Genomic DNA, 25,251 nt, shown 5'->3' on the forward strand with positions numbered 1-25,251 from the left:
TTTAAGGCTGAAAAAACCCCGGTCTAAGATAGACTCGGGGTATGGTTAAATAGAGGGCAGCATTGAAGCTTCCTTCTCTTTATAACCCTTCCAAGCCTCTCTGGACTTTCATTAAAAGGTTTTAGATATGATGTTGTTCAGATGTGTCAACCTGCTCTTCCTTCGCCTGCGGAAGAATCAGGTTTAAGATGACACCGACAATTGCGGCAAGCGCCATTCCCGACACTTGGAATCCTCCTTGAGACACTTGGATAAACGCGCCTCCTACACCGATCACAAGGATCACCGATGTGATAATGAGGTTTCTGTTGTTTTCATAATCAATTTTGTTATCAATCAGCATTCTCAGACCGCTCGAAGCGATGATTCCGAACAACAGGAAGGAGACGCCTCCCATGACCGCTGACGGCACTGAACTGATCAGCGCTGAGATTTTGCCGATAAAACCGAAGCATAAGGCAATCACTGCCGCGCCGCCGATGACAAAGACGCTGAATACTCTTGTGATGGCCAGCACGCCAATGTTTTCCCCGTAAGTCGTTGTCGGGGGACCGCCGATCAGGGAAGCAAGGATTGTGGCCACGCTGTCACCCATAATAGAGCGATGAAGCCCCGGCTTTTTAATGAAATCTTGTCCGACAACTTTGCTCAGCACCATTTGGTGGCCGATATGCTCTGACATTGTCACAAACGCGACGGGAACCATTGCCGCTGCGATGCCAAGTGTGACTGATGGTGAATAGTCTTTGAACGGGATGATAAACTCAGGCACCGCAAACCATTTCGCGTCAAGCACAGGCTGGAAGTTGACAATCCCTTGAGTAAGGGCAAACAAGTATCCGCCGATGATGCCGATCAGAACCGGAATCAGGCTTAAAAACCCTCGTAAGAAAGTCGCGCAAATAATCGTAATCGCCAACGTAACGCCTGCGACACTGAAGTGCTTTAAGCTGTAAACCAATTCACTCGCGTTCGGATCAGCATACATCGCCATGTTTACCGCAGTGCTGGCCAGTCCGAGCCCAATGACGATAATAACAGGTCCTACGACCACAGGAGGGAGAACCTTCATTAGCCATCCTGTTCCAAGCTGTCTGATCAATAAGGCAATCAGCCCGTACACTAACCCTGCAAGAAACGCTCCGACCATTGCCGCTCCCGGCCCGCCGGTCGCTTTGACCAGTATGATCGGGGAAATAAAGGCGAAGGATGAACCGAGATACGCCGGAATTTGCCCTTTCGTAATAAGCAGATAAGCGAGTGTCCCGATGCCGCTTGTCACCAATGCCACAGCAGGACTCATTCCAACAAGCTTCGGAACCAAAATTGTTGCGCCAAACATGGCAAATAAATGCTGCAGACTGAATGAAACCCACGAGAAAGGTGTCGGGACATCCCTGACTCCTAAATTTACTTTTTTCTTACTCATGATGATTTTCCCCCTGATCGTTGACTTTCATTTTAGGATGACTCAATGACTGTATAAAAAAACCTCTTTGCTATTTTTTACGCAAAGAGGCATACAAAGATCCGCCGTATTCTTTCGGGGCTTTGTTGTGCACCTCTTTGCAACCTCTCTGGATTGCCTTTAAAAAGGTGATCTATTATTCATTCATTTTGATAAATGGCCACGAGATCGTTTTGATCTACCTCATGAAGCTGAACCATAACCTTTTCAGCCTTTGATGTCGGGATGTTTTTCCCGATATAATCCGCTCGGATCGGCAGCTCCCTGTGTCCTCTGTCAACAAGCACAGCAAGCTGAATGGAGGAAGGTCTACCTACATCAACAAGCGCATCCATACCGGCTCTGACCGTTCTTCCGGTGTACAGGACATCGTCAACAAGAATGACTTTTTGATCGTTGATGTCTACCGGAATATCTGCACCTTTCACTAGCGGTTCTTCGTTGCTCGTTTTTTTGGAAAGATCGTCTCTGTAAAGGGTAATATCAATCTCACCGACTGTTACAGGACTTCCTTCAATCTGCTCGATTCGTTCCGCAAGGCGTTTCGCCAAGTAAATCCCTCTTGTCTTAATGCCGACAAGGATGCAGTTATTCATTCCTTTATTGCGTTCGATCATTTCGTGAGCAATTCTGGTCAGCGCCCGTCTGATTGCTTGTTCGTCGAGAATGACAGCTTTTTGATTCAATGTGTGACACCTCACAGTTCATATAGAAGAAAAAACCCCTCCTGCCAGAGCATAGAGGGGTTTTAGGACAAGGTGCGCATAATATACGCATCCCGTCTATCCGTTATCCTTCTCAGCCTCTCTGGACTGTTTTAAAGAATCTATTCAGCTTCGTTTATTATTTCAGAAAAGAAACAGTCTGTCAACCGTTTTTTCTGAGGTTTTCGATTAATTGGACCATATCCTCCGGAAGCGGCGCTTCAAATTCGACATATTCGCCGGTGCGAGGATGATCAAAACCTAAAATACCGGCGTGAAGGGCCTGGCCGTTAAAATCGATCGTTTTTCTCGGCCCGTACTTTGGATCGCCCGCCAATGGAAATCCGATATATTTCATATGAACACGAATTTGATGCGTTCTCCCAGTTTCAAGCTGGCATTCCACTAACGTAAAATCCTGAAAACGCTCAAGCACATGAAAATGAGTGACTGCGTTTTTGCCTTCACGCGCCACAGTCATGCTTTGACGGTCTTTCTTGTCCCGTCCGATCGGCGCGTCAATAGTGCCGTCATCGTGAGAAATAAGCCCGTGGACAACCGCCGTATATTTGCGCGTGACCGTTTTGTTGACCAATTGGTTCACGAGTGACTCATGCGCCATATCATTTTTCGCCACCATTAACAGGCCTGACGTATCCTTATCGATTCTGTGAACAATCCCCGGACGCATCACGCCATTGATTCCGGAAAGATCCGTGCAATGAGCCATAAGGCCGTTTACAAGTGTGCCCGTAAGATGCCCAGGGGCTGGGTGAACAACCATTCCCCGCGGTTTATTGACGACCAACACATCCTGATCTTCATAGTAAATATCCAGGTCCATAGGTTCTGCCAGCACGTCGAGCGCTTCCGGCTCAGGTACAGTGACGGTCACCTGATCACCTGGCTGAATTTTGTAATTTGATTTTACGGGGCTTCCGTTTACGACAATTTGTCCGTCTTTCACCCATTGCTGCACTTGGGTCCTCGACCAATCATTCTCAGTCGATGCCAGAAATTTATCAATCCGCTCACTTTTTTGTTCTTCTGAGGCGGTTATATCAATTTGATTCATGCTATTGCTCCTTTTTCTTTTTCCCGCTGTCCAACATCATTTGTATAAATAAAAGCATGACGCCGACACATAATGAAGAGTCCGCGATATTAAAAATCGGGTAATTGTAATCCACAATAATAACATGGATAAAATCCACAACTTCCTGTCTGAAAGCCCTGTCGATGAAGTTGCCGATGGCACCGCCGAGCATAAGTCCGAGAGCTACGCCAAGAAGCCTTTGTCCTTTAGTATAACGCTGTATGTAATAAACAATGCCAATAATAACCGCGGTTGTAATGAGGTAGAAAAACCACATCTGACCGGCCAATATCCCCCATGCAGCACCCGTATTGCGATGGGAGGTGATATAGAATACCTGATCAATGACCGGAATACTTTGTCCAAGTTCCATATTCTTAACGACAAGCCATTTTGTCAATTGATCGGCTGCAATAATAAGAAGTGCAATGATATAATACAGCACAAACGTTCCTCCAGTTTTACGGTTACTTTAGTCCATTATGCATTTTATCAATAAAAAGCACTGGAGTAAAGAAATATCAGGCATATAAACCAGACAGGCACTGTTATTCATACAGTGCCTGTCCATATTCAATATCCGTTGATTTCCACAACGGAAGCGTTTTTTTTTCAAATTGGACAGAATAAAGAAAATCGTTTGCTGTACGGGCTGTCGGCAGCACAGCAAGCTTTGAAAGAGGAATGGGAGCCCCGGTTTCTTCACAGTATCCGAATGTGCCGTTTTCGACTTTGGACAATGCGAGGAGAACGTCTTGAAGCTCTTCTTTAATGTGATAGATCAGAGTTGCTTTTTGTTTATGATTGATTGCTGCTTGCGGACTTGTTGAAGCCTGAAAGCAAGAATACTCAAATAATCTCGACTGTAGTTCTTCTTTCATCAGAAGAAGTTCCGTATAAATTGCGGTCAGTTGATCATTCATTCATCACAACTCCTGCTCTTAACGTAGTACCTATATTGTTGCCTGTGAATGATGATCTAAAGCCCATAAGATTTTTCCTGCTGTTCTAATCGATGTCACTCTTGGCACAAAAAAAGCCCGGCTTTTACGCCGGGCTCTTTCTCATTATTTTTGATAGTATTTTTCAACGATTTCAGCGTTTCGCAATGAAAGTGTAGGGTATTTCGGATTTGCCCCCACGTCTTTTGAAATCACACGTGATCTCTCACACATGTCGCCTTCCGCTTTCTCGACAGCGATTTTACCTGTCGCAAAGCTTTGGGCATCGTTCGGCGCTTCATTTTCTTCGCTGATTGTCAGTTCAGAAACAATAAACAGCTGAGAAAGATTTTCTTTAATGGAAGCTAATAGCTCTTGGTTTTCTTTGTTTGGATACAATTTCAGATTCGCTTCCAATGATTTACCGATAATTTTTTCATTTCGGGCAGTTTCTAACGCTTTTAGCACATCGTCACGAAGAGCCAAAAAGCGGTCAAATTTATTTTCTGTCGCTTCGCTGTTTGGAACCGTAATTGTTTCCGGCATATCTGTCAGCTGAACGCTCTGCTCCTCAACAAATGCTAAATGAGACCATAATTCGTCAGCCGTATGAGGAAGGATAGGAGCTGAAAGCTTCACTAATGCAAGCAGCGTCTCATAGAATACTGTCTGCATGCTGCGTCTGTCCGGATGATCCGCATGCTCGATGTACACAATATCTTTTGCAAAATCAAGATAGAATGAGCTCAATTCGATTGTGCAGAAATTATGGATACTGTGATACACAACCGCAAATTCGTACTCGTCATACGCTTTTTTCACTTTATCAATCAGTTTATTCAGCTTAATCAGCATATACTGATCCACTTCGCGAAGATTTTCGACAGCCACCGCATTCGTTTTTGGATCAAAATCGAATAGGTTTCCGTGAAGAAAACGGAACGTATTGCGGATTTTACGGTACACTTCAGCAACCTGCTTCAGAATGGCGTCTGACACGCGAACATCCGCCTGATAATCAACTGAAGACACCCATAACCTCAAAATATCAGCACCAAGCTGTTTCATGACTTTGGCTGGAACAACGACGTTACCGATTGATTTACTCATCTTACGTCCTTCTCCATCCAGTGCAAACCCATGGCTGAGCACACCTTTATATGGCGCCTTTCCTGTTACGGCTACCGCTGTAGAAAGAGACGAGTTAAACCAGCCGCGATATTGGTCAGATCCTTCTAGATATAAATCAGCCGGGCGAACGAGGTCTTCACGCTCTTCAAGCACCGCTTGATGGGAAGAGCCTGAATCAAACCAAACATCCATGATGTCCTGTTCTTTTGTAAATGTGCCATTCGGGCTGCCAGGATGCGCAAAACCTTCCGGAAGAAGATCCTTCGCTTCTTTTTCAAACCAAATGTTTGATCCGTGCTGCCTGAACAATTCAGAAACATGTTCGATGGTTTCATCTGTAATAATCGGTTCTCCGTTTTCAGCATAAAATACCGGAATCGGCACACCCCACGCACGCTGTCTGGAAATACACCAGTCTCCGCGGTCACGCACCATGTTGTGCAAACGCTGCTCGCCCCATTCAGGAACCCATTTGGTTTCTTTAATGGCATCCAGCAGGTCTGATCTGAAATCTTTAATAGACGCAAACCATTGCGCTGTCGCTCTGAAGATGGTTGGTTTTTTTGTTCTCCAATCGTGCGGATAAGAGTGAGTAATAAATTCAAGCTTCACAAGCGCGCCTTTTTCATCAAGCTGCTGTGTGATCACTTTGTTCGCATCATCGTAGAACATGCCTTCAAAACCTGGAGCTTCGCTTGTCATTACACCTTTTGCATCAACCGGGCATAGCACATCTAAACCATATTTTTGGCCGATGATAAAGTCATCTTCCCCGTGTCCCGGCGCTGTATGAACACAGCCCGTTCCGGCATCAGTTGTCACGTGTTCGCCAAGCATAACAAGAGAGTCTCTGCCATATAGCGGGTGTTCAGCGATAATGTTCTCAAGGTCTTTCCCTTTGATTGTTCTTGTCACTTCATATTGCTCAAACCCGCATGCAGACGCAACATTTTCGACTAAAGCACTTGCTGCGACAAAGCGGTCTTCACCTACTGCAATCACGCTGTACTCAAGATCAGGGTGCACTGAAATTCCGAGGTTCGCCGGAATTGTCCAAGGCGTTGTTGTCCAGATAATAATACGCTCGCCGTTTTCAAGAACGCCTTTGCCGTCTTTTACACCAAAAGCCACGTAAATAGATGCTGAACGTTTATCTTGATATTCGATCTCAGCTTCAGCCAACGCAGACTCACTTGAAGGTGACCAGTTAACCGGTTTAAGACCTTTATAAATGTAGCCTCGTTTTGCCATCTCACCAAATACGCGGATTTGCTGCGCTTCGTATTCCGGTTTTAATGTCACATATGGGTTTTCCCAGTCACCGCGGACACCAAGGCGTTTGAACTGCTCACGCTGTCCCTCGATTTGCTTCCAAGCGTACTCTTCACACAGTTTGCGGAATTCCGCTACTGACATTTCTTTGCGGTTGACTTTTTTGTTTTTTGTGAGAGCCGTTTCAATCGGCAACCCGTGTGTATCCCAGCCAGGTACATACGGCGCGTTGAAGCCGCTCATTGATTTATAGCGGACAATGAAGTCCTTCAAAATTTTGTTAAGCGCATGCCCCATATGGATGTCTCCATTTGCATACGGAGGTCCGTCATGTAAAACAAATTTCGGGCGGTCTTTCGTCCGTTCCTGCACAAGATGGTAAATATCCTCTTCTTCCCATTCCTTTTGAATGTCAGGCTCACGGTTTGGCAAATTTCCTCGCATCGGGAAATCTGTTTTCGGCATTAAGAGCGTGTCTTTAAAATCCATTTTCATTCCTCCACTGCATTTTTTCAGAAAATAAAAAAAGCCCTCTCATCCCATAAGGGACGAGAAAGCTTATCTCGCGGTACCACCCTTTTAGAAAAAGCCAGCATCGCTTTTTCCTCTCGAGCATCGTAACGTGATGAACGTCCTAACCTACTGTGAGTTCAGAAAGGAAACTTAAGGGCTGATTTACATGATTCCGGCCATCCCGGACTCTCACCATCTCCGGGTCGCTATGAAGGCCTGAAGGAAACATGACTGTCCCTTTCAACCGTCTTTTCATCTGAATTTATGAACGTATTATATTCGACAAGCTAAGAAAATGTCAAGATGATCAGAAAATTTATTCCTTTTCCTCAAATACTGCGTCGACTTCATACTCAAGCAGATGATCCCAATCGTCATTTTTCAAAAGATCGAGCTGGGCTTCAATCAGCATTTGGAAACGTGTTCTGAAAACTTTAGACTGCTTTTTCAGCTCTTCAATTTCCATTGCAATTTTTCTTGATTTTGATAAGGATTCGTTGATAATGCGATCAGCATTTTTCTCCGCTTCCCGAACGATCAGCTTTGCTTCTTTTTGAGAATTGCGTTTTACGTCTTCAGCCGCTTCTTGAGCAACTAAAATCGATTTATTCAGCGTTTCTTCAATATTGGCAAAGTGTCCAATTCTTTCATCAAGTTCATTGACTTTCGCTTCAAGCTCAGTTTTCTTACGGAGAACAATTTCGTAATCTTTTCTGACTTGCGCTAGGAATTCATTTACTTCATCTTCATCATATCCGCGAAAACTTTTTGTAAACGTCTTGTTGTGAATATCATTTGGCGTTAATGGCATGATGCCACCTCCATTTTTACATTTCAGTACGGTTATCTAGTTCACATTATAAAACAAATTTCGCACAGATGGAGAAAAAAACTGAAAAACCGACTATTTTTGTCGTTTAAACGTAACTCTCCATTTGTCTTTTTTGGTTTTTCCTTCGATTTTTGTCAAGCTGCACCGGCCAAAGCCTCTGATAGACAGCATGTCCCCTTCTGCCACCATGTATGAAGGATCTTCAACTACCTTCCAGTTCACTTTCACGAGGCCGTTTTTCACAAGCGTCTGTGATTTCTGGCGGGATTGCCTGCTCATAGAGGCGCAGACGGCATCAAGCCTTAAAGAAGAAACCGTGTCATCTCTTATTTCGACATCAACTGCGGGAATGTTAAGGTCTGACAAGTCAATTTTCTCTAGGCTGACCGCAGCTTTGCCTGCTTGGGTCAGCTGTGCAGCCACAAAATCTGCGGTATCGGCTGAGACAATCAATTGCACTGATGTCTCAGAAAACACGATGTCACCAAACTTTTGCCGCTTTAAGCCTATGCCCATTAATGCACCAAGCAGAGAACGGTGATCTACTGAGACAAATTTTTCAGCATAACGGACGTTAAACGCCTGCAGTTCAAAATCCGACTCTTCCGGCGTGATGTACTCTGGATACAGAATCGCCCGTTTTCGCTCAGCTCTGCCATAGCCGCCGGAAAAAGCAAGCCCGACGTCTGCCTGTCCCGTAACAGCAGAGAGGATGACCTGCTCTCGGGGGTCTAAAAAGTCGGTCAGCTTCATCCTATACTGTTCCTGGACAATGCTTTTCCATTCGAGCGCCTGATCAATAAAGGCCCGCTCGTCTTTTCTGAAGTGCTGATATATATCGCTCATCGTCTTTCCCTTCTATGTAAAGAGGCTTGGCTGCTGCCAAGCCCCTATCAAACTGTCACTTTAAAACGCAATCATGCGATAAAGCCCCCACAAGCCGGTTGTCGCAAACCGAAGCACAAGAATAGCCACGATCGGTGAAATATCCAGCATTCCGATTGATGGGATGATTTTTCTAAATGGTTCGAGATATGGTTCACAAATCGAAGCTAAAAAACGCCCGACAGCTGTTTCCCTCGTACTCGGCACCCATGACATAAAGATATATATAATCAGGGCAAATGAGTATATTGTGATTAATAAGCTTAAAACCGAAAAAACTTGATAAAGGATCATCTGGCTTTACCACCTCTGATGTTCGTCTTCAGATATGAGCTCAGAAATTGTGCCTGATACATCTACGTTGTCAGGCGTGCAGAGGAAAATATCCGAGCCGATTCTTTGAATGTCGCCGCCGATGGCATAAACGGTTCCGCTTAAAAAGTCAACAATCCGCTTGGCCTGGTCATGCTGGATCCGCTGAAGATTGACGACAACTGCCCGCCGGTTCTTCAAATGGTCGGCTATTTCCTGTGCCTCCGCATAAACGCGCGGCTCACTCAACACCACTTTAGAGGATTTCTGAACACTTTGCAAGCTCACTACATTCTGTTTGCCCGCAGGTTTATGAGCAGCGTAAGCCGGCTTTTCTTTTTGCTCCTGCTGCTCCTCGTCAGATTCCCGCTCTGTCTCAATATATTCATATTCGTATTCTTCATCTTCCATTGAGAAAAAGTTTTTCAGTTTATTTTTCATACTCATTGCTGTACACCCCCTGTTTCATTTCCGACTAACGATGAGCCGATTCTAATATAAGTAGCCCCTTCTTCAATTGCAATTTCAAAATCATTTGACATGCCCATCGACAGTTCTGTACACGGAGCGTTCGGCTGTTTCAGCTCCTGAACCTGATGACGGAGTTCTCTCAGCAACCGGAAACAGCTTCTGACCTGATCTTGCTCATCAGTCAGCGGAGCCATTGTCATCAGTCCGGCCACAACGATATGTTCGAAACCGGAAAGCTCCTGTATGAATGGTATGATTTCTTCTTTTTTCATGCCGTGTTTAGAAGGCTCAAGAGAGGTATTGACCTGCACAAAGCACTTGACAGTACCTTCAGCCCGTTTTTCAATTTCTTTCGCTAATGAGAGCCGGTCTAAGGAATGGATATAGGAAACCGCATTGACAACGGCTTTTGCTTTTCTTGATTGCAGACTGCCGATAAAATGCCATTCCGGATTCCCTTTTATGATTTCCTGTTTGCGGAGCAGTTCCGCATCCCGATTCTCTCCGAGGCAGGTGATGCCCGCATCCACTGCCTCCTGTGCTCTTTCAGGTGATACATATTTTGTGACTGCAATAACCGTAACTTCATCGGAGCTGCGGCCCGATCTGTTACATGCTTCGTTTATTCGTTCGTTTATATGTCGTAAATGATCAACAACACGCAAGATCTTTTATGCCTCCTTCATTCCGATAAAGGACATCATTCGTCCAGTTTTCCCCTGATCGCGGCGGTGAGAATAGAAAAGAGACGGCTCACTTTCCGTGCATAAACCGCTGACAGAAATCTGTTCAGTTGCCAAACCGCTGTCGATCAGTATAAGGCGGTTCAGCTCTTTCAGATCAAGCTGATATTGTGCCTTTTCCGTCTGATTAACGGCACGTCCTGCCGAAACCGGCAATGCCCGGACAGCATCCATGACACGGTCGTCTACCGTATAGCATGCTCCGCTGATAGACGGTCCAATAACAGCATAAATGTCTGAGAGATTTGACCCTTCCTGCTCGGTCCATTGCTTCACCATTTCTCTGCCAATCTGTTTGACAGTGCCTTTCCACCCGGCATGGGCGACCCCGACAAGCGATTTAACCGGATCATAGAAGAAAAGAGGCACACAATCAGCAAAGCATAATGCCAAAAACACATTCTTTTCATTTGTGTAGAGCCCGTCCGTTGCTTTCAGAGCCGTGTGATACTCACGGGCGCCTTTTCCCCTATCTCTCTGCGTCACTTTTTGAACGCGATTATCGTGTGTCTGATCAGCAAATACCCAAGACTGCAAATCAATATTAAACATATCGGCAATATATTCGCGATTTTTAACTACATCTGCATCTTTGTCATGAACGTGCAATCCTGTATTTAACGATTCAAAAGGCTTTTGGCTGACACCGCCGTTTTTCGTAGTAAATCCGGCAATGACTTCTCTGTTGTTTTGATTCGTTTGTGTCCAGTCTTGTATCATGAGTGTCGAGGGTGTGGTAAGACTGAATGGGTGATATGTATTCATGATGATCCAACCTTTCGACAAACATTTAAAAAAGCGGAATTTCCCACTTATTTTACCACATCTTTCTGCATTCGTTGAGCGCCGATTTGCATATTTCTAAATGAAATGTGCCGGAAGAAACGAGACTTCCGGCATTTTCCAATCAGCAGCAGACAAGCAGGTTATGCATGCGGTTCACTTAATCGGACCAAGATCACATCTTCCCCGATTTTTACTATATTTCGCCATGGAATGACTAATTCCTCTTCTTTTCCAAAAAATCCGAGAACTTTCCCATTCCCCCCTAGTATGATCGCCTGAATTTTACCAGTAGTCACATTGATATCGATATCGCCAATGCTTCCAAGCTTTTTCCCGTTTGAGACATTGACAACATCCTTCACCTGAAATTCTGAAATGCTGATCATTCCATCACGTCCTTTTTCCGTCCTTTTTTTCAAGTATATGAATGGGCGGGCTGAACCTTGTCAGCAAGAAGAAATTTTCATGGTTACTGTTCTTTTTTACCGCTGCACCATCTAATGATAAAATCGAGCATGATTTTTGTGTAATCCACCAGCTGCTCAATCGATACCTCCTCGTTCACAGAGTGTGCATTGTGCAGATCGCCAGGACCGTAGATCACGCTTGGAATCCCGGCATTAAACAGCCATCCCCCGTCTGTAACGGATTGAGAAACGTCAATAACCGGATGCTCCCGTTTCACTTCCTCATGAGACGCTGTAAGCGCTAAGACGCCTGGGTGGCTGGGGTCAACTTCCAGTGCCGGAAAAATTTCTCCTCTGTCTTCAATCATAGATGAGCCTCCCCACTTAAAAACAGGACGGTTTTCCCTAAGCCAAATATCACTGTCGCTCAGCCGGTTGATGTAATCTTCTATTTCAGCTGCCACTTGGTTATGGGTTTCATTCGGGTAAAAATGGACCGTAATCCACAGCCGGCACTCGTCCGCTATAAAAGCCGCATGTCTGCCGCCTTCAATAACAGCCGGATTAATGGTATTTGTGCCGGGTTTAAAGCCATGGTAACTTTTCATAATGGACCAGTGGCGCTCAAGTTCACCGAGTCCCGCAATGATTTTTGCCATTTTTTCAATTGCGCTTGCCCCGAATGTGCCTCCTCCTGCGTGAATCATATTCCGCCTCGTCCCATCATGAAACGTTTGACTGCTTTTGATTTCGATCCAGCCTGTAATGACACCTCCTTGGCCTTGAATATGCATATCGCTCGTATCCGCGACAACTGCAAAATCAGCATGATAGCCCCTCTTGCAGCATTCAAGCGTGCCGGCTTCTCCGACTTCCTCCCCAATCACCGATTGCAAAATCAAATCACCGGGAAGTTCAATGCCAGCTTCACGAATCAATTTGACCGCAAACAGCACACACGCCAACCCGCCTTTCATATCTGAAGCGCCTCGTCCGATTAAGAAACCGTTTTTTTCAATTGGGTGAAACGGATTATGCTCCCAATCCTCATTCTCTTTTACCTCTGCAACATCTACATGGCCATTGATGATCAGGCTATGATAACCGGCTGAATCCATTCCTCTAAGAAGCCCCACTACATTGGGATCTCCCGGGTACACGTCCCATTTATCGATCGAGAAACCCATGTCATGTAAAAACCCTGCAATCCATGACTGGACGCCGTCTGTATTCCTTGCAGGCGGAGCAGGTGTCTGATAAGAAATCAGCGTTTTTGCAAGCTCAATCAGGTCCCCCTTTTGATCTTCCGCCTTTTTGATCAGAGAGTCTATTTGTTGATTCAATGTGATCCGCTCCTTTCTTAAAAATCAAAAAGCCGTTTCATATGTTATGAAACGGCTCGATAAAAACAGACAGAGTCCTATGTACTCCGCTTTTTCACCGCTTCCCTCCGCTGGCATGATCCAGATCAGGTCAAAAGGGTTGAGACAATGTCTCTCTCAGCTTCGAAAAGCACCCCTAGGATGAGTCTGTATGTGTTTGTCAGGCATTTGTTATCGGCTCGGCTCTTGTTAAAAACGGCCGACCCTGATTCCATAATACATGGATTGGCGTATCAAAAAAAGCCGAAAGTATGTGATCAGTAAGCATTTCCTTTATTTCTCCGGATTTAAAGACCTCTCCCTGTTTTAACAAAAGGGCTTTGTCAAAGACCGGCAAAATTTCTTCCGCATGATGAGTCACATAAAGGATCGATGGCGCATTTTCTTTGTTTGCAATGTATGTAATCGTGTCTAACAGCTTTTCCCGGGCAATAAAATCCAGCCCTGTGACCGGTTCGTCCAAAATCAGCAGCTCCGGATCCGCCATTAGCGCTCTTGCAATCAAAGCTCTTTGTTTTTCTCCTTGAGAAAGGGTTTCATAGCGGCGGTCGGCATATTCAATCGCTCCCAAGTCCTCTAACAAACCAATCGCTTTTTCCCTGATTTCCGCACTTGGTGTTTCATATAATCCAATTGAAGCGTAAGCGCCGCTCAAAGCAATTTCAAATGCTGAATCTGCCGGATAAAATTTTTGCTGAAGAGCCGCTGATACGAGGCCAATTTTCCGTCTGAGCTTCTCCCCAAGCTCTGTTTTGCCAAATTCATGGCCAAGCACCTGCATCTTGCCCGATGTTGGGAAATAATATGAGCAAAGCATATTTAACAGTGCGGTCTTTCCGGCGCCATTCAGTCCGTAAAGCACCCAATTTTCCTTTTCTTCCACCCTCCACTGGATATCCCTCAGTATCCATTTTCCATTTCGTTTTAATGAGACATTGTCAAGCTGCAAAATCATCGTGGTCCTCCTCTTTACTGCCTTCTATAATTATTTAAATTTTCATAAAACTTTGCACGAACTAGGATACCTTATTTTTTCCAAAACGTAAACCGCCCGCAATCAATAGAAAAGCCTTTAAAACAAAAATTGTTTTAAAGGCTTTACATTATTGATGGATATTCTTATTCATTTGTTTGATAGCCGCTTTTTCAAGCCTGGACACCTGCGCTTGGGAAATCCCGATTTCCTCGGCTACTTCCATTTGTGTTTTCCCTTGGAAGAACCGCTTTCGCAAAATCATTTTTTCCCTATCATTCAGTCTTCTCATGCCCTCTTTTAAAGCCAGCTCTTCAATCCATTGTGAATCTTTATTGCGCTCATCACTAATTTGGTCCATCACATAGATCGGGTCTCCGCCGTCGTTATAGATCGGTTCAAATAGAGAAACCGGATCCTGAATGGCATCAAGCGCAAATACAATTTCTTCATGCGGTACTTCAAGAACTTTTGCGATGTCTTCTGCAGTCGGCTCCTTGCTTGTCTCACTGATTAACCGCTCTCTTACTTGAAGTGCCTTGTAAGCGATGTCCCGGAGTGATCTTGAGACACGAATCGGGTTATTATCGCGTAAATACCTGCGGATCTCTCCGATTATCATAGGTACAGCGTATGTTGAAAACTTAACATTGTGGCTTAGGTCAAAATTATCAATGGATTTCATTAGTCCGATGCAGCCGACCTGAAATAAGTCATCAACATACTCTCCTCTGTTATTAAATCTTTGAATGACACTTAAGACAAGACGCAAGTTCCCGTTTACAAGCTTTTCTCTCGCTGAATCATCGCCTTCATCCTGCAGCTGCCTAAACAGCTTTCTCATCTCTTCATTCTTGAGTACTGGTAATTTGGAGGTATCCACCCCGCAGATTTCGACTTTATTTCTCGACACTTTTTTCCCTCCCTACAGGAGCTGCTGTACAACGTTAAGTATCTCCTTGGGTGGGAAAAATATGCACTGCACTCAGATCGAAAAACAGTCGAATTCAGGAAATCCCTGTAAAATCAAGGGTTCTATACTATAAAAAATTTTACACCATTTTGTTGAACTCTTTTCTCAATCTTTTTATTATTCTTTTCTCCAGACGTGAAATATAAGACTGGGAAATTCCCATCATATCCGCTACATCCTTTTGGGTCTTTTCTTCTTCGCCGACAAGCCCAAACCGCAGCTCCATGATTTGCTTTTCCCTCTCATTAAGCTGTTCAAGCGCTTTTTTCAAAAGCTTTTTATCTACGTTAGCTTCTATGTCTTTTGTGATAATGTCATCGTCCGTGCCGAGCACATCAGAAAGCAACAGCTCATTGCCGTCCCAATCAATATTAAGCGGCTCATCAAAGGAAACCTCTGACCGGATTTTGTTGTTTCTTCTTAAATACATCAGGATTTCATTTTCTATACAGCGTGAGGCATAGGTCGCCAGCTTGATTTTCTTTTCTGGATTAAACGTATTCACAGCTTTGATTAATCCGATGGTGCCGATGCTGATTAAATCCTCTATATTAATTCCTGTATTTTCGAATTTACGGGCGATATAGACGACCAGACGCAAATTGCGTTCAATCAAAATGGCGCGAGCCGCCTGATCGCCGTTTGGAAGCTTCATTAACAGAACCTGCTCCTCATCTTTAGATAATGGAGGAGGCAGGGCTTCACTCCCGCCTATGTAATAGACTTCATCACTTTTCAGCCCAAGTTTCATCAGCAGCTTATACCAGAGGTGCGTCAATCGCAATTTCAGTTTTTTCATCTTCCTCTCCCTTCTAAATGTCACGTCGTTTGAGTATGATAAGTAACGGACATTTCCGAACATTATGAGACGTGTTTGATGGCCTTGCCCGAAAGCATTTTAGGATGAATAATGGCGTCAAACTCGCCATCTGCAGATAGCTTTGTTGTGCTGATGCCGATTAAGCATTTATCCGCAGAAATCATTTCTTGTTTTGTCATAATCGTTACGTGATCCGGTTTAACGCATAGTAAAAATTGATTTTGCTGACCTACTCCCCTGTATGGAATCAGCCTCATTTTATCCAAAAAGCGAAATGAATCATCGAGCTGTTGAGTGGCTTCCAATGGATCTGTGTTTCGAATGATCATCGTTTCGGCTGCTCCGAAAATCGGTTCCAGTTTATCAAGGTGAATAATCATGACAGGCGTTTTAGTAAGCGGATCGTACAGCTGATTACCGGAATCAACCAGCCCTCTGACATGAAGCGTTTGGCCGCCCAAATCAGCCTGTACGATGACTCGTTCCTCATATTGAATGTTTTTTGTTTCAATCTCTTCAATTCTTCTCTTAGAAAAAAACCATAACACTGGAAAGCCAGCAACAATAAACAACCAGCTGATCGGGTCTCCAAACCCTGTTTGATTCGTCATCATGACACCGTTTCGAACAACGGAATTGGTCTGCAGCAAAGAATGGGCTCCGATCATTCCTCCCCCCATTAAAAAAGTGGCAAAATAAAAGGAAAACAAATTTTGAAAGAAATAACGAAATCTTTTAAAGCCAAATGTCACCATCACAATAACAACTGAAAAAGCCAGCTTACCGGCCGGATGTTCAACGATCGGCGAAAAAGGAGTAAACATCAATAGAACAATACTTGAACCGATGAACGCTCCGCCTAGCAGTCTTCTTTTTTTCACATGCCGTTTTAAAATAAATGCCGTGAGCAAAAGCAAAAGTGCATCAAAACAAAAGTTCAATAGCCAAATGACATCTAAATAGATTTTCACATCTGACTCCTTTCTTTCTTGCATCACGCTGTTCCCCTTCTTGTTTCATAAGTATAAATCAAGCTCTGTGGGAAAGTCTGTCAATTAATGTTGAGAGGAAAATACAATTTTTCAGGGATAACTGCTTAATTTGTCGAGGGAATAAAGGAGAGTATACATAAAAAAGCTGCCCTTGACGGCAGCTTTTTTACACTTAATTTCCAGTATTGATATAGAGTTTTCCGTTCGCTGTTTTTCTTGTTTCATTTCCATAATCATCATGTACAATCACTTCTACTTTTGCTCCGTTTGCTTTAATAGAAGAAGTGGCTGTCCAATAGCCTTCATATCGCCCCGGAGAAATTTCTCTTAACGGGAGCTCGGTGGCGTTTTGCACACTCGCTCTTGCATTTGTCAGCGGCATACGAATGACAAACGTTGCATCCAAGTCTTTAGCGCTTGAGAAAGCGATTTTCACAGATTCACCGGCTTTTAAGATTTTATCCTCTCCCGGGATCAATCCGGAGATGACAGGCTGGTCATAGTTGACATCAATGACAGCCTTTTTCTTCGTTTTGTTGCCTGCTAAGTCTGTTGCCGTCACCTTGATTTCATTGCTTCCGTTCTCCAAAAGAATACGGGCTGAGTATGAACCTTCAGATACCGTTGCTTTTTTGCCATTCACCTTGACTTCTTTCAAATTGTCATCGGATACAGACCCTTTGACAGTCAGGGCTTCTTTATTTATTTTCTCGCCATCCTTTGGATTGTCCAGCGTCAATTCTGGCTTGTCTTGATCAAGCGTGACCATGACAGGGCTGGAAGCATCTGTAGTCCCGTTGTCTGTTGATGCCGTGGCCGTCAGCTCATTTTCACCCTCGCTGAGTGATACGCCTGCCTGAAACGTGCCATCCTTCGCAGCTTTCGTCTCTCCTGCTTCTTTCTTTCCATTATAAATGTGTACCGTTGTTCCCGGAGAAGCTTTTCCTTTTACGGTGACGTTCTCCTTATTTGTGTATGATTTGTCTGCCGGTGAAGTGATCTCAGGTACAGCTGCTTCATAATCAACTAATGCGCGGATCATATAGTTGCCGTCAGCTTCGTCACCTGGCTGCCATTCTCCGTCTATATACTGCCAGTTGCGGCCGGAATTCTGACCGGTTTCATCCATTGCCAGTCCTGGTGAATATGGATCTGGTTTCGACTGGATATATACGAGATAAAAATCTTTATCGACCATAATCCCTTTTGAACTGAGATCTACCTTGGTCCATTCGCCATTGCGGAGGGCTTCAGCGTTAAATGGCCCGGCAATTTTCTTGCCCGGTGCGCCATCTTCTCCTGTAGCATCGTATACCTCAACCTTAAACTCTGTGCCGCCAGGATCAGGGAACTCTGTATCCCAGAATCTAAACAGTCCTCCTGTAAGCATGCCTTTGTCTTTGCCGTCAGCCAATGTCATTTTGACAGCCCATCCGTTACCGGCTGCAAAATAGGAATTGGCATTCTCCGCCGTTCCATCATCATATGCAATCTCACCCGGATAACCGACGAAAGGCTTTAGTACAGTTTCCTTCACAACATTACCTTTTAAATTAACGGAAAATTCATCGCTGTAATAACCTGGTGCAGCGACTTTAATCGTATAGGCGCCTTCATAGGCCTCAAGCGTATATTCACCTTTGTCATTTGTTGTAGCCGGTTCAACCGCGGCATCCTCCACAACATAAACAGAGGCTCCTTTTACCGGCTCTCCTGTCGATTTATTGATGACCGTGCCTTTTAATGTGCCCTTCTTCATTTCTTCTAACGTAAAATTAGCTGGTGTCGTCTGATCTGCCTGCAGAGAAACCTTTTGTGTTTTCGATTGATAGCCGTATGCTTCTGCCATAAGCGTATAGTCTCCCGCTTTGTGCGTCAACGTGTACTGCCCTGTGGATTGATCTGAATATGTTGATTTCCCTGTTTCCACAACACTGACTTGCGCCCTGAGCGGCAAAATTTGAGGCTGTATCTCTTTACTCTGGTTTTTTACCGCTGTGTTTGCAGATGGCTTAGCTTTTTTCGGATTCACTGGCTTTTTCTTTTGCTTTCCAGACGGCTTTTCAACACCCAGCTTATTCTTTTTGGCTGTTTTTCCGGCCGATTTGTCAGAAAGCACTACATCATCAATGTACCAGCCCTCTTTTGCAATGCTATCATCGGATTGAAGATTAAACATGACTTGAATGTTTTGACCTTTATAAGCGGATAAATCAATTTCTTCGTCCATCCAGCTTGATGTCTTTCCATTATAGACGCCAGCCTGCTCCCAATTCTTCTCACCTTCAGGCAAAACAAAAACATAGCCATAATCAAAATCATTCTCTAAATTGTGCCAGCTTTTAAATTGGAGAAACAGGTTTCCTGAATCCGGCACTTTAACAGGAGGCATCACGAGATTCATGTTTGCTGAGTTGCCATAGTTTCCTGCCAGGTCTGTTCCGTATACTTTTTCTCCGGAAGCTGCTGTATTTGGGCCTGCTGACGGAACTCCCCACTCCCAGCTATTATTTGTGCCGCTCGCAATCCAGCCGCCGGGTTCAGTTTCAAAGTCCTGCTTATAGCCCGCCGTGATGCTTGGTTTCACTGTTACATCATATGTGTCAGACTCAACGACATGGCCGCCAAAATCCTGAATCATCCACTTATAGCTTAGTGCAGCTCCTTTTACGTTTGGGATCTCCGCCTGATACGTTCCTTTCAAGTGATCTCCGCTGATTCGTTTAGCCGTTACTTCAGTCCACTCGCCTTGATCCAGCTTATAGGACAGTTTGACAGATGTCACACTTACATTGTCTTCAGCTGTCAAAGTCAGCGGCAGGTTCGCGCCTTCATAGGCTTCTGTTACTTTCTCATGCTGATAGACAGGAGGCTCTTGATCATCTCCCTCTACAGAAACCTGTCCTTCTGCTTTTCCTAAACCATCTGTAACAGCTGATACAGCGTCAAAAGCGTTCACCAAACCATGTCCGTATCCGTTATTCGGAGAATCGGGAAATGTTGAATCCGTCAGCGGTTCAGCCGTGCTGGTTAAAATATCCTCCATCTCATCAACAGAAAGTGAGGCATCCGCCTGTTTAAGCAATGCGGCAACAGCAGACACATGCGGCCCTGCCATTGATGTGCCATTCCATCCGTCCTCGTATGTCTGGCCGGGAACGGAAGAGCGAATATTAACGCCAGGTGCAGAAATTTCCGGCTTTATTTCATCATATGGAGATGGCCCTTGGAGAGAAAAGTCAGCAAGCTTTTTGTTAATATCAGTCGCTCCAGTTGCAAACGATTCCGGATAGTTTGCTGGGTTTGCGATAGAACCAGGCCCGCCCGGAATAAAGATATCTGTATTTCCCGCTGAAAACTCAGGGAAAATATCGGCCGCACGCCAGGCATTGACCATGTCCCTGTACCATTCATCAAGTCCTGAGCCCCCGCCCCATGAATTATTGACAACATCAGGAGCCATTTCCGGGTGAGGATTTCCATCTGCATCCTTTGGAGCTAAAACCCATTCACCGGCCTCCAAAATGTCAGCATCAGTGCCGCCATCTTCGGAGAACGCTTTAACAGCAATCCATTTTGCGCCTGGCGCTACACCGATTTGATTTGTTCCATCAGGTTCAGATCCCACCATCGTACCTGTCACGTGGGTTCCATGAGCCAAATCATCATAAGGACTTGCTTCGCCTGCTATGGCATCATACCAGTTCATTTCATGATCCGGCTCATCAGGACTTTCCGGATTATATCCACGATATTTCTCTTTTAAAGCCGGGTGGTTCCATTCCACACCGGTATCAATGGACGCGACAACCGTGCCAGTTCCGTCATATCCAAGTGCCCAAGCTTTCGGGGCGTCGATTTGGTCTACATTCCATTCCACACCGTCAGTTGCTTTGACAGATTTTTGCGCTTTTTTCATATTAAATGGAGAGGATGATTTAAACAGTTGCCGTTTCTCATTTGGAAGCACCTTTTCCACTTCGGAGAACTGCGCCACTTTTTCCATCACTTCTTTTGAAGCATGAACAGCGATCCCATTCACTACATAATAAGAGTGAATTTGGTCTGCATTCCCCTTGTTTTTCTGGCTGTTCAAGTATGTTAAGACATCTCGCTGGGATTCGTCGGCTGTGACTTTTAAAGATGACACAACGGCCGAACGCTTTTGATATTCCGTTTTAGCGGCAGACAGCTTCTTCGATTTCGCTTTTTTAACAGCCGCTTTTGCCGCTTTTTTTGTGTCGGCCTGATCTTTAAATTTAATCAGAAAGGTCGTTTTGTCTTTCTTTTTAAAGCTTTTCTTTAATGAACTCGAGATCTTGTTTTGAATGGATTCAGCAGATTGAAGCTCCTGTTTAACAGAAGTTGAGGCGCTTTTGCTGCTTGCTCCGGCTACACCCGGAAAAAGCATTGAACCGATGACAACCGTACTTAAAACAGAGCTGATGAGTCTGTTTTTCGTTTTTTTCCTCATTTTTATCCCCCTTTATCAACATGCTTTGAAAAAAATGTCGTCCCTCCTTATAAAAATGAATGGTTTGTCAGAACATCGCTGTACGTTAACTGTAGACAATCTCTATTACAGATATTGTCGTTTTATGTCACCTCATTTCCATAATTATGAAAACGATAAAATTGTCACAGGATTTAAATGAGTCTAATGGCCTGATTTATTTTTATGTGAAGGAAGGCATAAGGAAAAAGACTTTATATAAAAGAAAGGTTTTGGAGAAAAACAAAAAGGACAAAATCGAAAACGATTTTGTCCTTTACATTAGCCGCGTTTATTTCGGTTTCTTAAGAATGTCGGGATGTCAAGTGTATCATCAGCCGGCTGTGAGGTGTGACGGCTTACTGTGTTTTGTTGCTGAGGCTCCTCACGTTTTGGCTCACGCTTTGGAGCACTTTGATTATTTGTTTTGATGCTTTGGTTTAAGCTTGGACGCTGAGGTTTCGTCACGTCCTTCTCTTGTTCAATGAAACCAGTCGCAATCACTGTCACCACAATCTCGTCTTTTAGATTTTCATTGATAACAGAACCGAAAATCATATTTACGTCTTGGTCAGACGCAGAAGCGACAATGTCTGCTGCTTCCTGAACTTCATATAGGCTGAGATTTGTGCCCCCAGTGATGTTCATGAGAACGCCTTGCGCACCGTCAATGGCCGCTTCAAGAAGCGGGCTGGAGATTGCCTTTTTCGCTGCCTCTGCCGCGCGGTTTTCTCCAGTCGCAATACCGATACCCATCAAAGCAGATCCTTTGTTTGACATGATTGTTTTCACATCAGCAAAGTCAAGGTTGATAAGACCAGGTGTCGCAATTAAGTCTGAAATACCTTGAACCCCTTGGCGGAGTACGTTGTCAGCTTCACGGAATGCTTCAAGCATCGGCGTGTTTTTATCAACAATTTCCAGAATTCGGTCGTTCGGGATCACGATCAGTGTATCCACCGCTTCTTTCATTGCTGAGATTCCGCCTGCAGCCTGAAGCTGTCTTTTGCGTCCTTCAAATGTAAACGGTCTTGTAACGACTCCGACTGTTAATGCGCCTAAGTCTTTCGCGATTTGTGCGATAACCGGTGCGGCACCTGTTCCTGTTCCGCCCCCCATACCAGCTGTCACGAATACCATGTCAGCGCCTTTTAATGCTTCTTCAATCTGCTCTTTGCTTTCTTCAGCGGCTTTTTTTCCGACTTCAGGATTCGCACCTGCTCCCAATCCTCTAGTCAGTTTTGCGCCGATTTGCATTTTCACTTCTGCTTTTGACAGGTTAAGAGCTTGAGCGTCCGTATTTACCGCGATGTACTCTACTCCTTGCACTTCATTTTCAATCATTCGGTTAACGGCGTTGTTACCGCCGCCTCCTACTCCGATTACTTTAATTGATGCTAAGCCGTCTATGTTTGTTTCGAACTCCAACATGCTAAATCCTCCTAATCTGCCGAATGACTATCTATCTATTCCCAAAACATGCTTAATAGTTTTTTCATTTTGCTCTGTTTATGATGTTCGGCTTGTGTTTTTTGTTTTCCTTTTGGCCGCTGCTGCACCTCATTTTGGTAATGATGCTGCTCTTGTTCCTCTGATGATGAGACTGCGATTTCCTGTATCGCTTCTTCAGGCATCTTGAAGCCTATTTTTCTGCCTTGGATTCTTGCATTTCGGCAGGCGAATTGGATCATGCCCACTCCCGTCATATATTGAGGATCTCTTACACCGATATAATTCGGGCTTGCCACTCTGACATTGTTTTGCAGCACATCCTGTGCCAATGACATGACACCCGGCATTGCTGCTTGTCCCCCTGTCAGCACGAAGCCTCCCGGCAGATCGGTAATTCCCATACTGCTAATCTCTTCTGAAACAATTTCAAGAATTTCTTCTACTCTTGCTTCAATGATGTTCGCTGCTTCCTGCTGTGTAAATGTTTGTTTTTGATTGGTGCCGATAACGGTTACCTCAAATACTTCATCTTCCGAGGCTTCGTCATAGTAGGCATGTCCAAATTGCTTTTTCACGCGTTCTGCTTCTTCTGTTGACGTTCTCAATCCGATGGAGATATCTTTGGTGATATTTTCGCCACCGAGTGGAATAACACGGGTAGAAGTCAGATGTCCGTTCTCGAATACGGCAATGGTCGTTGACCCTCCCCCTATATCAATGAGAGCCACTCCAAGATTTTTCTCGTCCTTTGACAATGCAGCAGAACCGGCTGCCAGCGGCTGAAGACAAATATCAGTTATTTCAATACCGGCTCTTTCAACACAGCGAAGCAAGTTATGTAAAATTGTTTTTGAACCGGTGATCAAGGTGCCCTCTACTTCTAAACGCACACCAAGCATTTTTTTCGGGTCGGTGATTTCATCTCTTCCATCTACGATAAACTGTTTAGGAATGACATCCACAATCAGCTGTTCGTGCGGTACTGACACAACCTGTGCCGCCTCCATGACTCGGCGCACATCTTCAACCTGAATTTCTTTATTTTCACTGGAAACTGCTACAACACCGTTTGTATCTTGAATATTGATATAATTTCCATTAACGCCGACAATAGCTTTTCTAAGCGGAAAACCTACCATTCTTTCAGCTTGGTCAAACGCTTTTCTTATAGAATGAACAGTTTCATCTATATCAACGATTGAGCCTTTTTTCAACCCTTCAGACGGTACATTTCCCACACCGATAATATTTAGGGAATCATCTGTCATTTCTCCGACGATCACTTTTGTATTGGACGTACCGATGTCAAGACTGACGTAAAGTTCATTGTTGTTCATTCTATGGCACCTCCTCACATTTAAATCATTTCTATTCTATTATTTGCGGAACAACAATACAATGAATGTGGCTTTACAAGTGTGTAACAAAAAATAACAACGGAATATTCCTTATGTGCTCTTCACATTTTATGTTTATTGAAAATATTCGTTATATCCTATGTATATCCTCTTTTATATCACATTTTTTTTATTTTTTTTAGAAAGAGTCCACTTTGTTAGTAGATTTCTTCTGATCACGGCAATATTCTGAAATAATCTGACTCCAAATGCGAATATACCTGCTAAATACAAGTCTACACCAAGATGGACTCCCAGAAAAGCTAAACTTATTGCCAATATAATATTAAAAAAGAAACCGGAAACAAATACCATTTCATCATATGTACCTTGTAAATGCGCCCTGATTCCGCCGATTAATGTATCAAGTGCGGCAAGCACCGCAAGCGATAAATAGTTTGAGTATTCACTCGGTATCGTTAAGTTTGTCATCAGTCCAAGCGCAATTCCGAGCACCAGCCCCAATACGGGCAGCCACATGACGGTTCTCCTCCTTTTCAGTCTTTAAGCGGTTTTAGCCGTTGTACATCCAATGGCCTGTCATATGCTTTTAATGTCAGTTCGCTTTCAGATTTACCGGCTTTAAATGCTAAATTTTCAGATGCAAAGAGATCCTCAAGGCCTGATCCCTTCACTCTGCTGTACAGCATGTCCGGATCTTTGGCAAGCACATTTACTGTTAAAGGATAATCGTCAAGGCCGTATCCGTCTATTTTCGTTGTGCCGTTTATATCCCTTATGACTGTATGATTCACAACTCTTCGCTCATTAATAGAGATTTGTTCTGCACCGAAGGAGTTGAGTTCATTGATCAGTTTCTTCAGCAAATCCGGAGGCGGATTTTTGATCGGCTCTCCTGTTAAACTTTCAGAAAAAAGCGGGGATATGGTGATGACAATTCCGCTACCTGTTATATCGGTCATGCCGGCTGTTTTTTTTAAGGTTTGCAAGGTATTATTGAGCGCGGTTTCTTTTGTCATTTCTTTCGTTTGCGAATAGCTATTCAGCAATTTATCATATTTGTTTATTTCATCCAGCAGCTTTTCCTGCTTCTTCTGCTCTGAAGTCAGCTCTTCCCTTATATCCCACATATCTCTTGTGTCTCGGACTTTGGGGTGCTTTAATGAGTTAAACTGAACAGCTATCATGATGCCGAAGATGATCATAAGCACACTGATGCTTATGAAGGAACGCTTTATTTTCAATCTG

23 protein-coding genes, 1 riboswitch and 1 other annotated feature are annotated in these 25,251 nt (G+C 44.2%); all 23 genes read right to left on the minus strand.

What is annotated here, in order from left to right; all coding sequences use genetic code 11:
- Window positions 1-121 precede the first annotated feature (121 nt).
- On the minus strand, window positions 122-1,429 hold the full coding sequence (gene pyrP, locus ACMX2I_RS13490) for a uracil permease PyrP (RefSeq protein ID WP_333517634.1): 1,308 nt from the start codon (window positions 1,427-1,429) through the stop codon (window positions 122-124).
- A 179-nt stretch (window positions 1,430-1,608) separates the two neighbouring features.
- Window positions 1,609-2,154: a bifunctional pyrimidine operon transcriptional regulator/uracil phosphoribosyltransferase gene (pyrR, locus tag ACMX2I_RS13495; protein WP_087992122.1), complete on the minus strand. Its 546-nt coding sequence runs from the start codon at window positions 2,152-2,154 to the stop codon at window positions 1,609-1,611.
- A gap of 181 nt (window positions 2,155-2,335) precedes the next feature.
- Window positions 2,336-3,247 carry an RluA family pseudouridine synthase gene (locus ACMX2I_RS13500; protein WP_087992123.1) on the minus strand — a complete coding sequence of 304 codons (912 nt, stop codon included), beginning with the start codon at window positions 3,245-3,247 and terminating at the stop codon, window positions 2,336-2,338.
- 1 nt (window position 3,248) lies between these two features.
- Window positions 3,249-3,713 carry a signal peptidase II gene (lspA, locus tag ACMX2I_RS13505; RefSeq protein WP_087992124.1) on the minus strand — a complete coding sequence of 155 codons (465 nt, stop codon included), beginning with the start codon at window positions 3,711-3,713 and terminating at the stop codon, window positions 3,249-3,251.
- Window positions 3,714-3,816: 103 nt separating this feature from the next.
- Window positions 3,817-4,191, minus strand: a complete 375-nt coding sequence (ylyA, locus tag ACMX2I_RS13510; RefSeq protein ID WP_087992125.1) for a sporulation-related RNA polymerase-binding protein YlyA — start codon at window positions 4,189-4,191, stop codon at window positions 3,817-3,819.
- Window positions 4,192-4,335: 144 nt separating this feature from the next.
- Window positions 4,336-7,101 (minus strand): isoleucine--tRNA ligase, encoded by a 2,766-nt coding sequence (ileS, locus tag ACMX2I_RS13515; RefSeq protein ID WP_414957205.1) that lies wholly within the window; start codon window positions 7,099-7,101, stop codon window positions 4,336-4,338.
- A 52-nt stretch (window positions 7,102-7,153) separates the two neighbouring features.
- Window positions 7,154-7,379 (minus strand) — a binding site (T-box leader).
- 62 nt (window positions 7,380-7,441) lie between these two features.
- Window positions 7,442-7,936, minus strand: a complete 495-nt coding sequence (gene divIVA, locus ACMX2I_RS13520) for a septum site-determining protein DivIVA (RefSeq protein WP_003221468.1) — start codon at window positions 7,934-7,936, stop codon at window positions 7,442-7,444.
- A gap of 93 nt (window positions 7,937-8,029) precedes the next feature.
- Window positions 8,030-8,803, minus strand: coding sequence for an RNA-binding protein (locus ACMX2I_RS13525; RefSeq protein WP_414957206.1), 774 nt, complete (start codon window positions 8,801-8,803; stop codon window positions 8,030-8,032).
- Between the two features lie 60 nt (window positions 8,804-8,863).
- Window positions 8,864-9,136: a YggT family protein gene (locus ACMX2I_RS13530; RefSeq protein ID WP_414957207.1), complete on the minus strand. Its 273-nt coding sequence runs from the start codon at window positions 9,134-9,136 to the stop codon at window positions 8,864-8,866.
- A 6-nt stretch (window positions 9,137-9,142) separates the two neighbouring features.
- Window positions 9,143-9,601, minus strand: coding sequence for a cell division protein SepF (gene sepF, locus ACMX2I_RS13535; protein WP_141113407.1), 459 nt, complete (start codon window positions 9,599-9,601; stop codon window positions 9,143-9,145).
- Window positions 9,598-10,290: a YggS family pyridoxal phosphate-dependent enzyme gene (locus ACMX2I_RS13540; RefSeq protein ID WP_414957208.1), complete on the minus strand. Its 693-nt coding sequence runs from the start codon at window positions 10,288-10,290 to the stop codon at window positions 9,598-9,600. Before ACMX2I_RS13540 ends, sepF begins: the two co-directional genes overlap by 4 nt.
- Before the next feature lie 6 nt (window positions 10,291-10,296).
- Window positions 10,297-11,133, minus strand: coding sequence for a peptidoglycan editing factor PgeF (gene pgeF / locus ACMX2I_RS13545; RefSeq protein ID WP_414957209.1), 837 nt, complete (start codon window positions 11,131-11,133; stop codon window positions 10,297-10,299).
- 161 nt (window positions 11,134-11,294) lie between these two features.
- Window positions 11,295-11,540 (minus strand): YlmC/YmxH family sporulation protein, encoded by a 246-nt coding sequence (locus ACMX2I_RS13550; RefSeq protein ID WP_003232153.1) that lies wholly within the window; start codon window positions 11,538-11,540, stop codon window positions 11,295-11,297.
- Between the two features lie 83 nt (window positions 11,541-11,623).
- Window positions 11,624-12,904 (minus strand): acetylornithine deacetylase, encoded by a 1,281-nt coding sequence (locus ACMX2I_RS13555; RefSeq protein ID WP_414957210.1) that lies wholly within the window; start codon window positions 12,902-12,904, stop codon window positions 11,624-11,626.
- Window positions 12,905-12,989: 85 nt separating this feature from the next.
- Window positions 12,990-13,091, minus strand: a riboswitch (TPP riboswitch).
- 12 nt (window positions 13,092-13,103) lie between these two features.
- Complete coding sequence (locus ACMX2I_RS13560; RefSeq protein ID WP_414957211.1) at window positions 13,104-13,898, minus strand: ABC transporter ATP-binding protein; 795 nt, start codon at window positions 13,896-13,898, stop codon at window positions 13,104-13,106.
- Window positions 13,899-14,046: 148 nt separating this feature from the next.
- Entirely contained in the window at window positions 14,047-14,829 is a 783-nt protein-coding gene (sigG, locus tag ACMX2I_RS13565) for an RNA polymerase sporulation sigma factor SigG (RefSeq protein WP_003221449.1), read from the minus strand.
- Between the two features lie 139 nt (window positions 14,830-14,968).
- The gene (gene sigE / locus ACMX2I_RS13570; protein WP_003221446.1) at window positions 14,969-15,688 is read right to left on the minus strand and encodes an RNA polymerase sporulation sigma factor SigE; all 720 of its coding nucleotides are present in this window, start codon (window positions 15,686-15,688) and stop codon (window positions 14,969-14,971) included.
- 62 nt (window positions 15,689-15,750) lie between these two features.
- Window positions 15,751-16,680 carry a sigma-E processing peptidase SpoIIGA gene (gene spoIIGA, locus ACMX2I_RS13575; RefSeq protein ID WP_414958338.1) on the minus strand — a complete coding sequence of 310 codons (930 nt, stop codon included), beginning with the start codon at window positions 16,678-16,680 and terminating at the stop codon, window positions 15,751-15,753.
- Window positions 16,681-16,873: 193 nt separating this feature from the next.
- Window positions 16,874-21,175, minus strand: a complete 4,302-nt coding sequence (locus ACMX2I_RS13580) for a S8 family serine peptidase (RefSeq protein WP_414957212.1) — start codon at window positions 21,173-21,175, stop codon at window positions 16,874-16,876.
- A gap of 300 nt (window positions 21,176-21,475) precedes the next feature.
- Complete coding sequence (ftsZ, locus tag ACMX2I_RS13585; RefSeq protein WP_394714857.1) at window positions 21,476-22,624, minus strand: cell division protein FtsZ; 1,149 nt, start codon at window positions 22,622-22,624, stop codon at window positions 21,476-21,478.
- A gap of 35 nt (window positions 22,625-22,659) precedes the next feature.
- The gene (gene ftsA, locus ACMX2I_RS13590) at window positions 22,660-23,982 is read right to left on the minus strand and encodes a cell division protein FtsA (RefSeq protein ID WP_087992135.1); all 1,323 of its coding nucleotides are present in this window, start codon (window positions 23,980-23,982) and stop codon (window positions 22,660-22,662) included.
- A gap of 174 nt (window positions 23,983-24,156) precedes the next feature.
- Window positions 24,157-24,522 carry a small basic family protein gene (locus ACMX2I_RS13595; protein WP_087992136.1) on the minus strand — a complete coding sequence of 122 codons (366 nt, stop codon included), beginning with the start codon at window positions 24,520-24,522 and terminating at the stop codon, window positions 24,157-24,159.
- 17 nt (window positions 24,523-24,539) lie between these two features.
- A complete protein-coding gene (locus ACMX2I_RS13600) occupies window positions 24,540-25,247 on the minus strand; it encodes a DUF881 domain-containing protein (RefSeq protein ID WP_087992137.1) in 708 nt (235 codons plus the stop codon).
- Window positions 25,248-25,251 lie beyond the last annotated feature (4 nt).

The sequence above is a fragment of the Bacillus sp. SW14 genome, assembly GCF_047608225.1.
Classification (GTDB): domain Bacteria; phylum Bacillota; class Bacilli; order Bacillales; family Bacillaceae; genus Bacillus; species Bacillus subtilis_G.

What these genes read in the sequence shown, in the direction of transcription:
- pyrP (WP_333517634.1), bottom strand. Translation starts at nt 1,429, where the DNA reads ATGAGTAAGAAAAAAGTAAATTTAGGAGTCAGGGATGTCCCGACACCT.
- ACMX2I_RS13500 (WP_087992123.1), bottom strand. Translation starts at nt 3,247, where the DNA reads ATGAATCAAATTGATATAACCGCCTCAGAAGAACAAAAAAGTGAGCGG.
- ylyA (WP_087992125.1), bottom strand. Translation starts at nt 4,191, where the DNA reads ATGAATGATCAACTGACCGCAATTTATACGGAACTTCTTCTGATGAAA.
- ileS (WP_414957205.1), bottom strand. Translation starts at nt 7,101, where the DNA reads ATGGATTTTAAAGACACGCTCTTAATGCCGAAAACAGATTTCCCGATG.
- divIVA (WP_003221468.1), bottom strand. Translation starts at nt 7,936, where the DNA reads ATGCCATTAACGCCAAATGATATTCACAACAAGACGTTTACAAAAAGT.
- ACMX2I_RS13525 (WP_414957206.1), bottom strand. Translation starts at nt 8,803, where the DNA reads ATGAGCGATATATATCAGCACTTCAGAAAAGACGAGCGGGCCTTTATT.
- ACMX2I_RS13530 (WP_414957207.1), bottom strand. Translation starts at nt 9,136, where the DNA reads ATGATCCTTTATCAAGTTTTTTCGGTTTTAAGCTTATTAATCACAATA.
- sepF (WP_141113407.1), bottom strand. Translation starts at nt 9,601, where the DNA reads ATGAGTATGAAAAATAAACTGAAAAACTTTTTCTCAATGGAAGATGAA.
- pgeF (WP_414957209.1), bottom strand. Translation starts at nt 11,133, where the DNA reads ATGAATACATATCACCCATTCAGTCTTACCACACCCTCGACACTCATG.
- ACMX2I_RS13550 (WP_003232153.1), bottom strand. Translation starts at nt 11,540, where the DNA reads ATGATCAGCATTTCAGAATTTCAGGTGAAGGATGTTGTCAATGTCTCA.
- ACMX2I_RS13560 (WP_414957211.1), bottom strand. Translation starts at nt 13,898, where the DNA reads ATGATTTTGCAGCTTGACAATGTCTCATTAAAACGAAATGGAAAATGG.
- sigE (WP_003221446.1), bottom strand. Translation starts at nt 15,688, where the DNA reads ATGAAAAAACTGAAATTGCGATTGACGCACCTCTGGTATAAGCTGCTG.
- ACMX2I_RS13580 (WP_414957212.1), bottom strand. Translation starts at nt 21,175, where the DNA reads ATGAGGAAAAAAACGAAAAACAGACTCATCAGCTCTGTTTTAAGTACG.
- ftsZ (WP_394714857.1), bottom strand. Translation starts at nt 22,624, where the DNA reads ATGTTGGAGTTCGAAACAAACATAGACGGCTTAGCATCAATTAAAGTA.
- ftsA (WP_087992135.1), bottom strand. Translation starts at nt 23,982, where the DNA reads ATGAACAACAATGAACTTTACGTCAGTCTTGACATCGGTACGTCCAAT.
- ACMX2I_RS13595 (WP_087992136.1), bottom strand. Translation starts at nt 24,522, where the DNA reads ATGTGGCTGCCCGTATTGGGGCTGGTGCTCGGAATTGCGCTTGGACTG.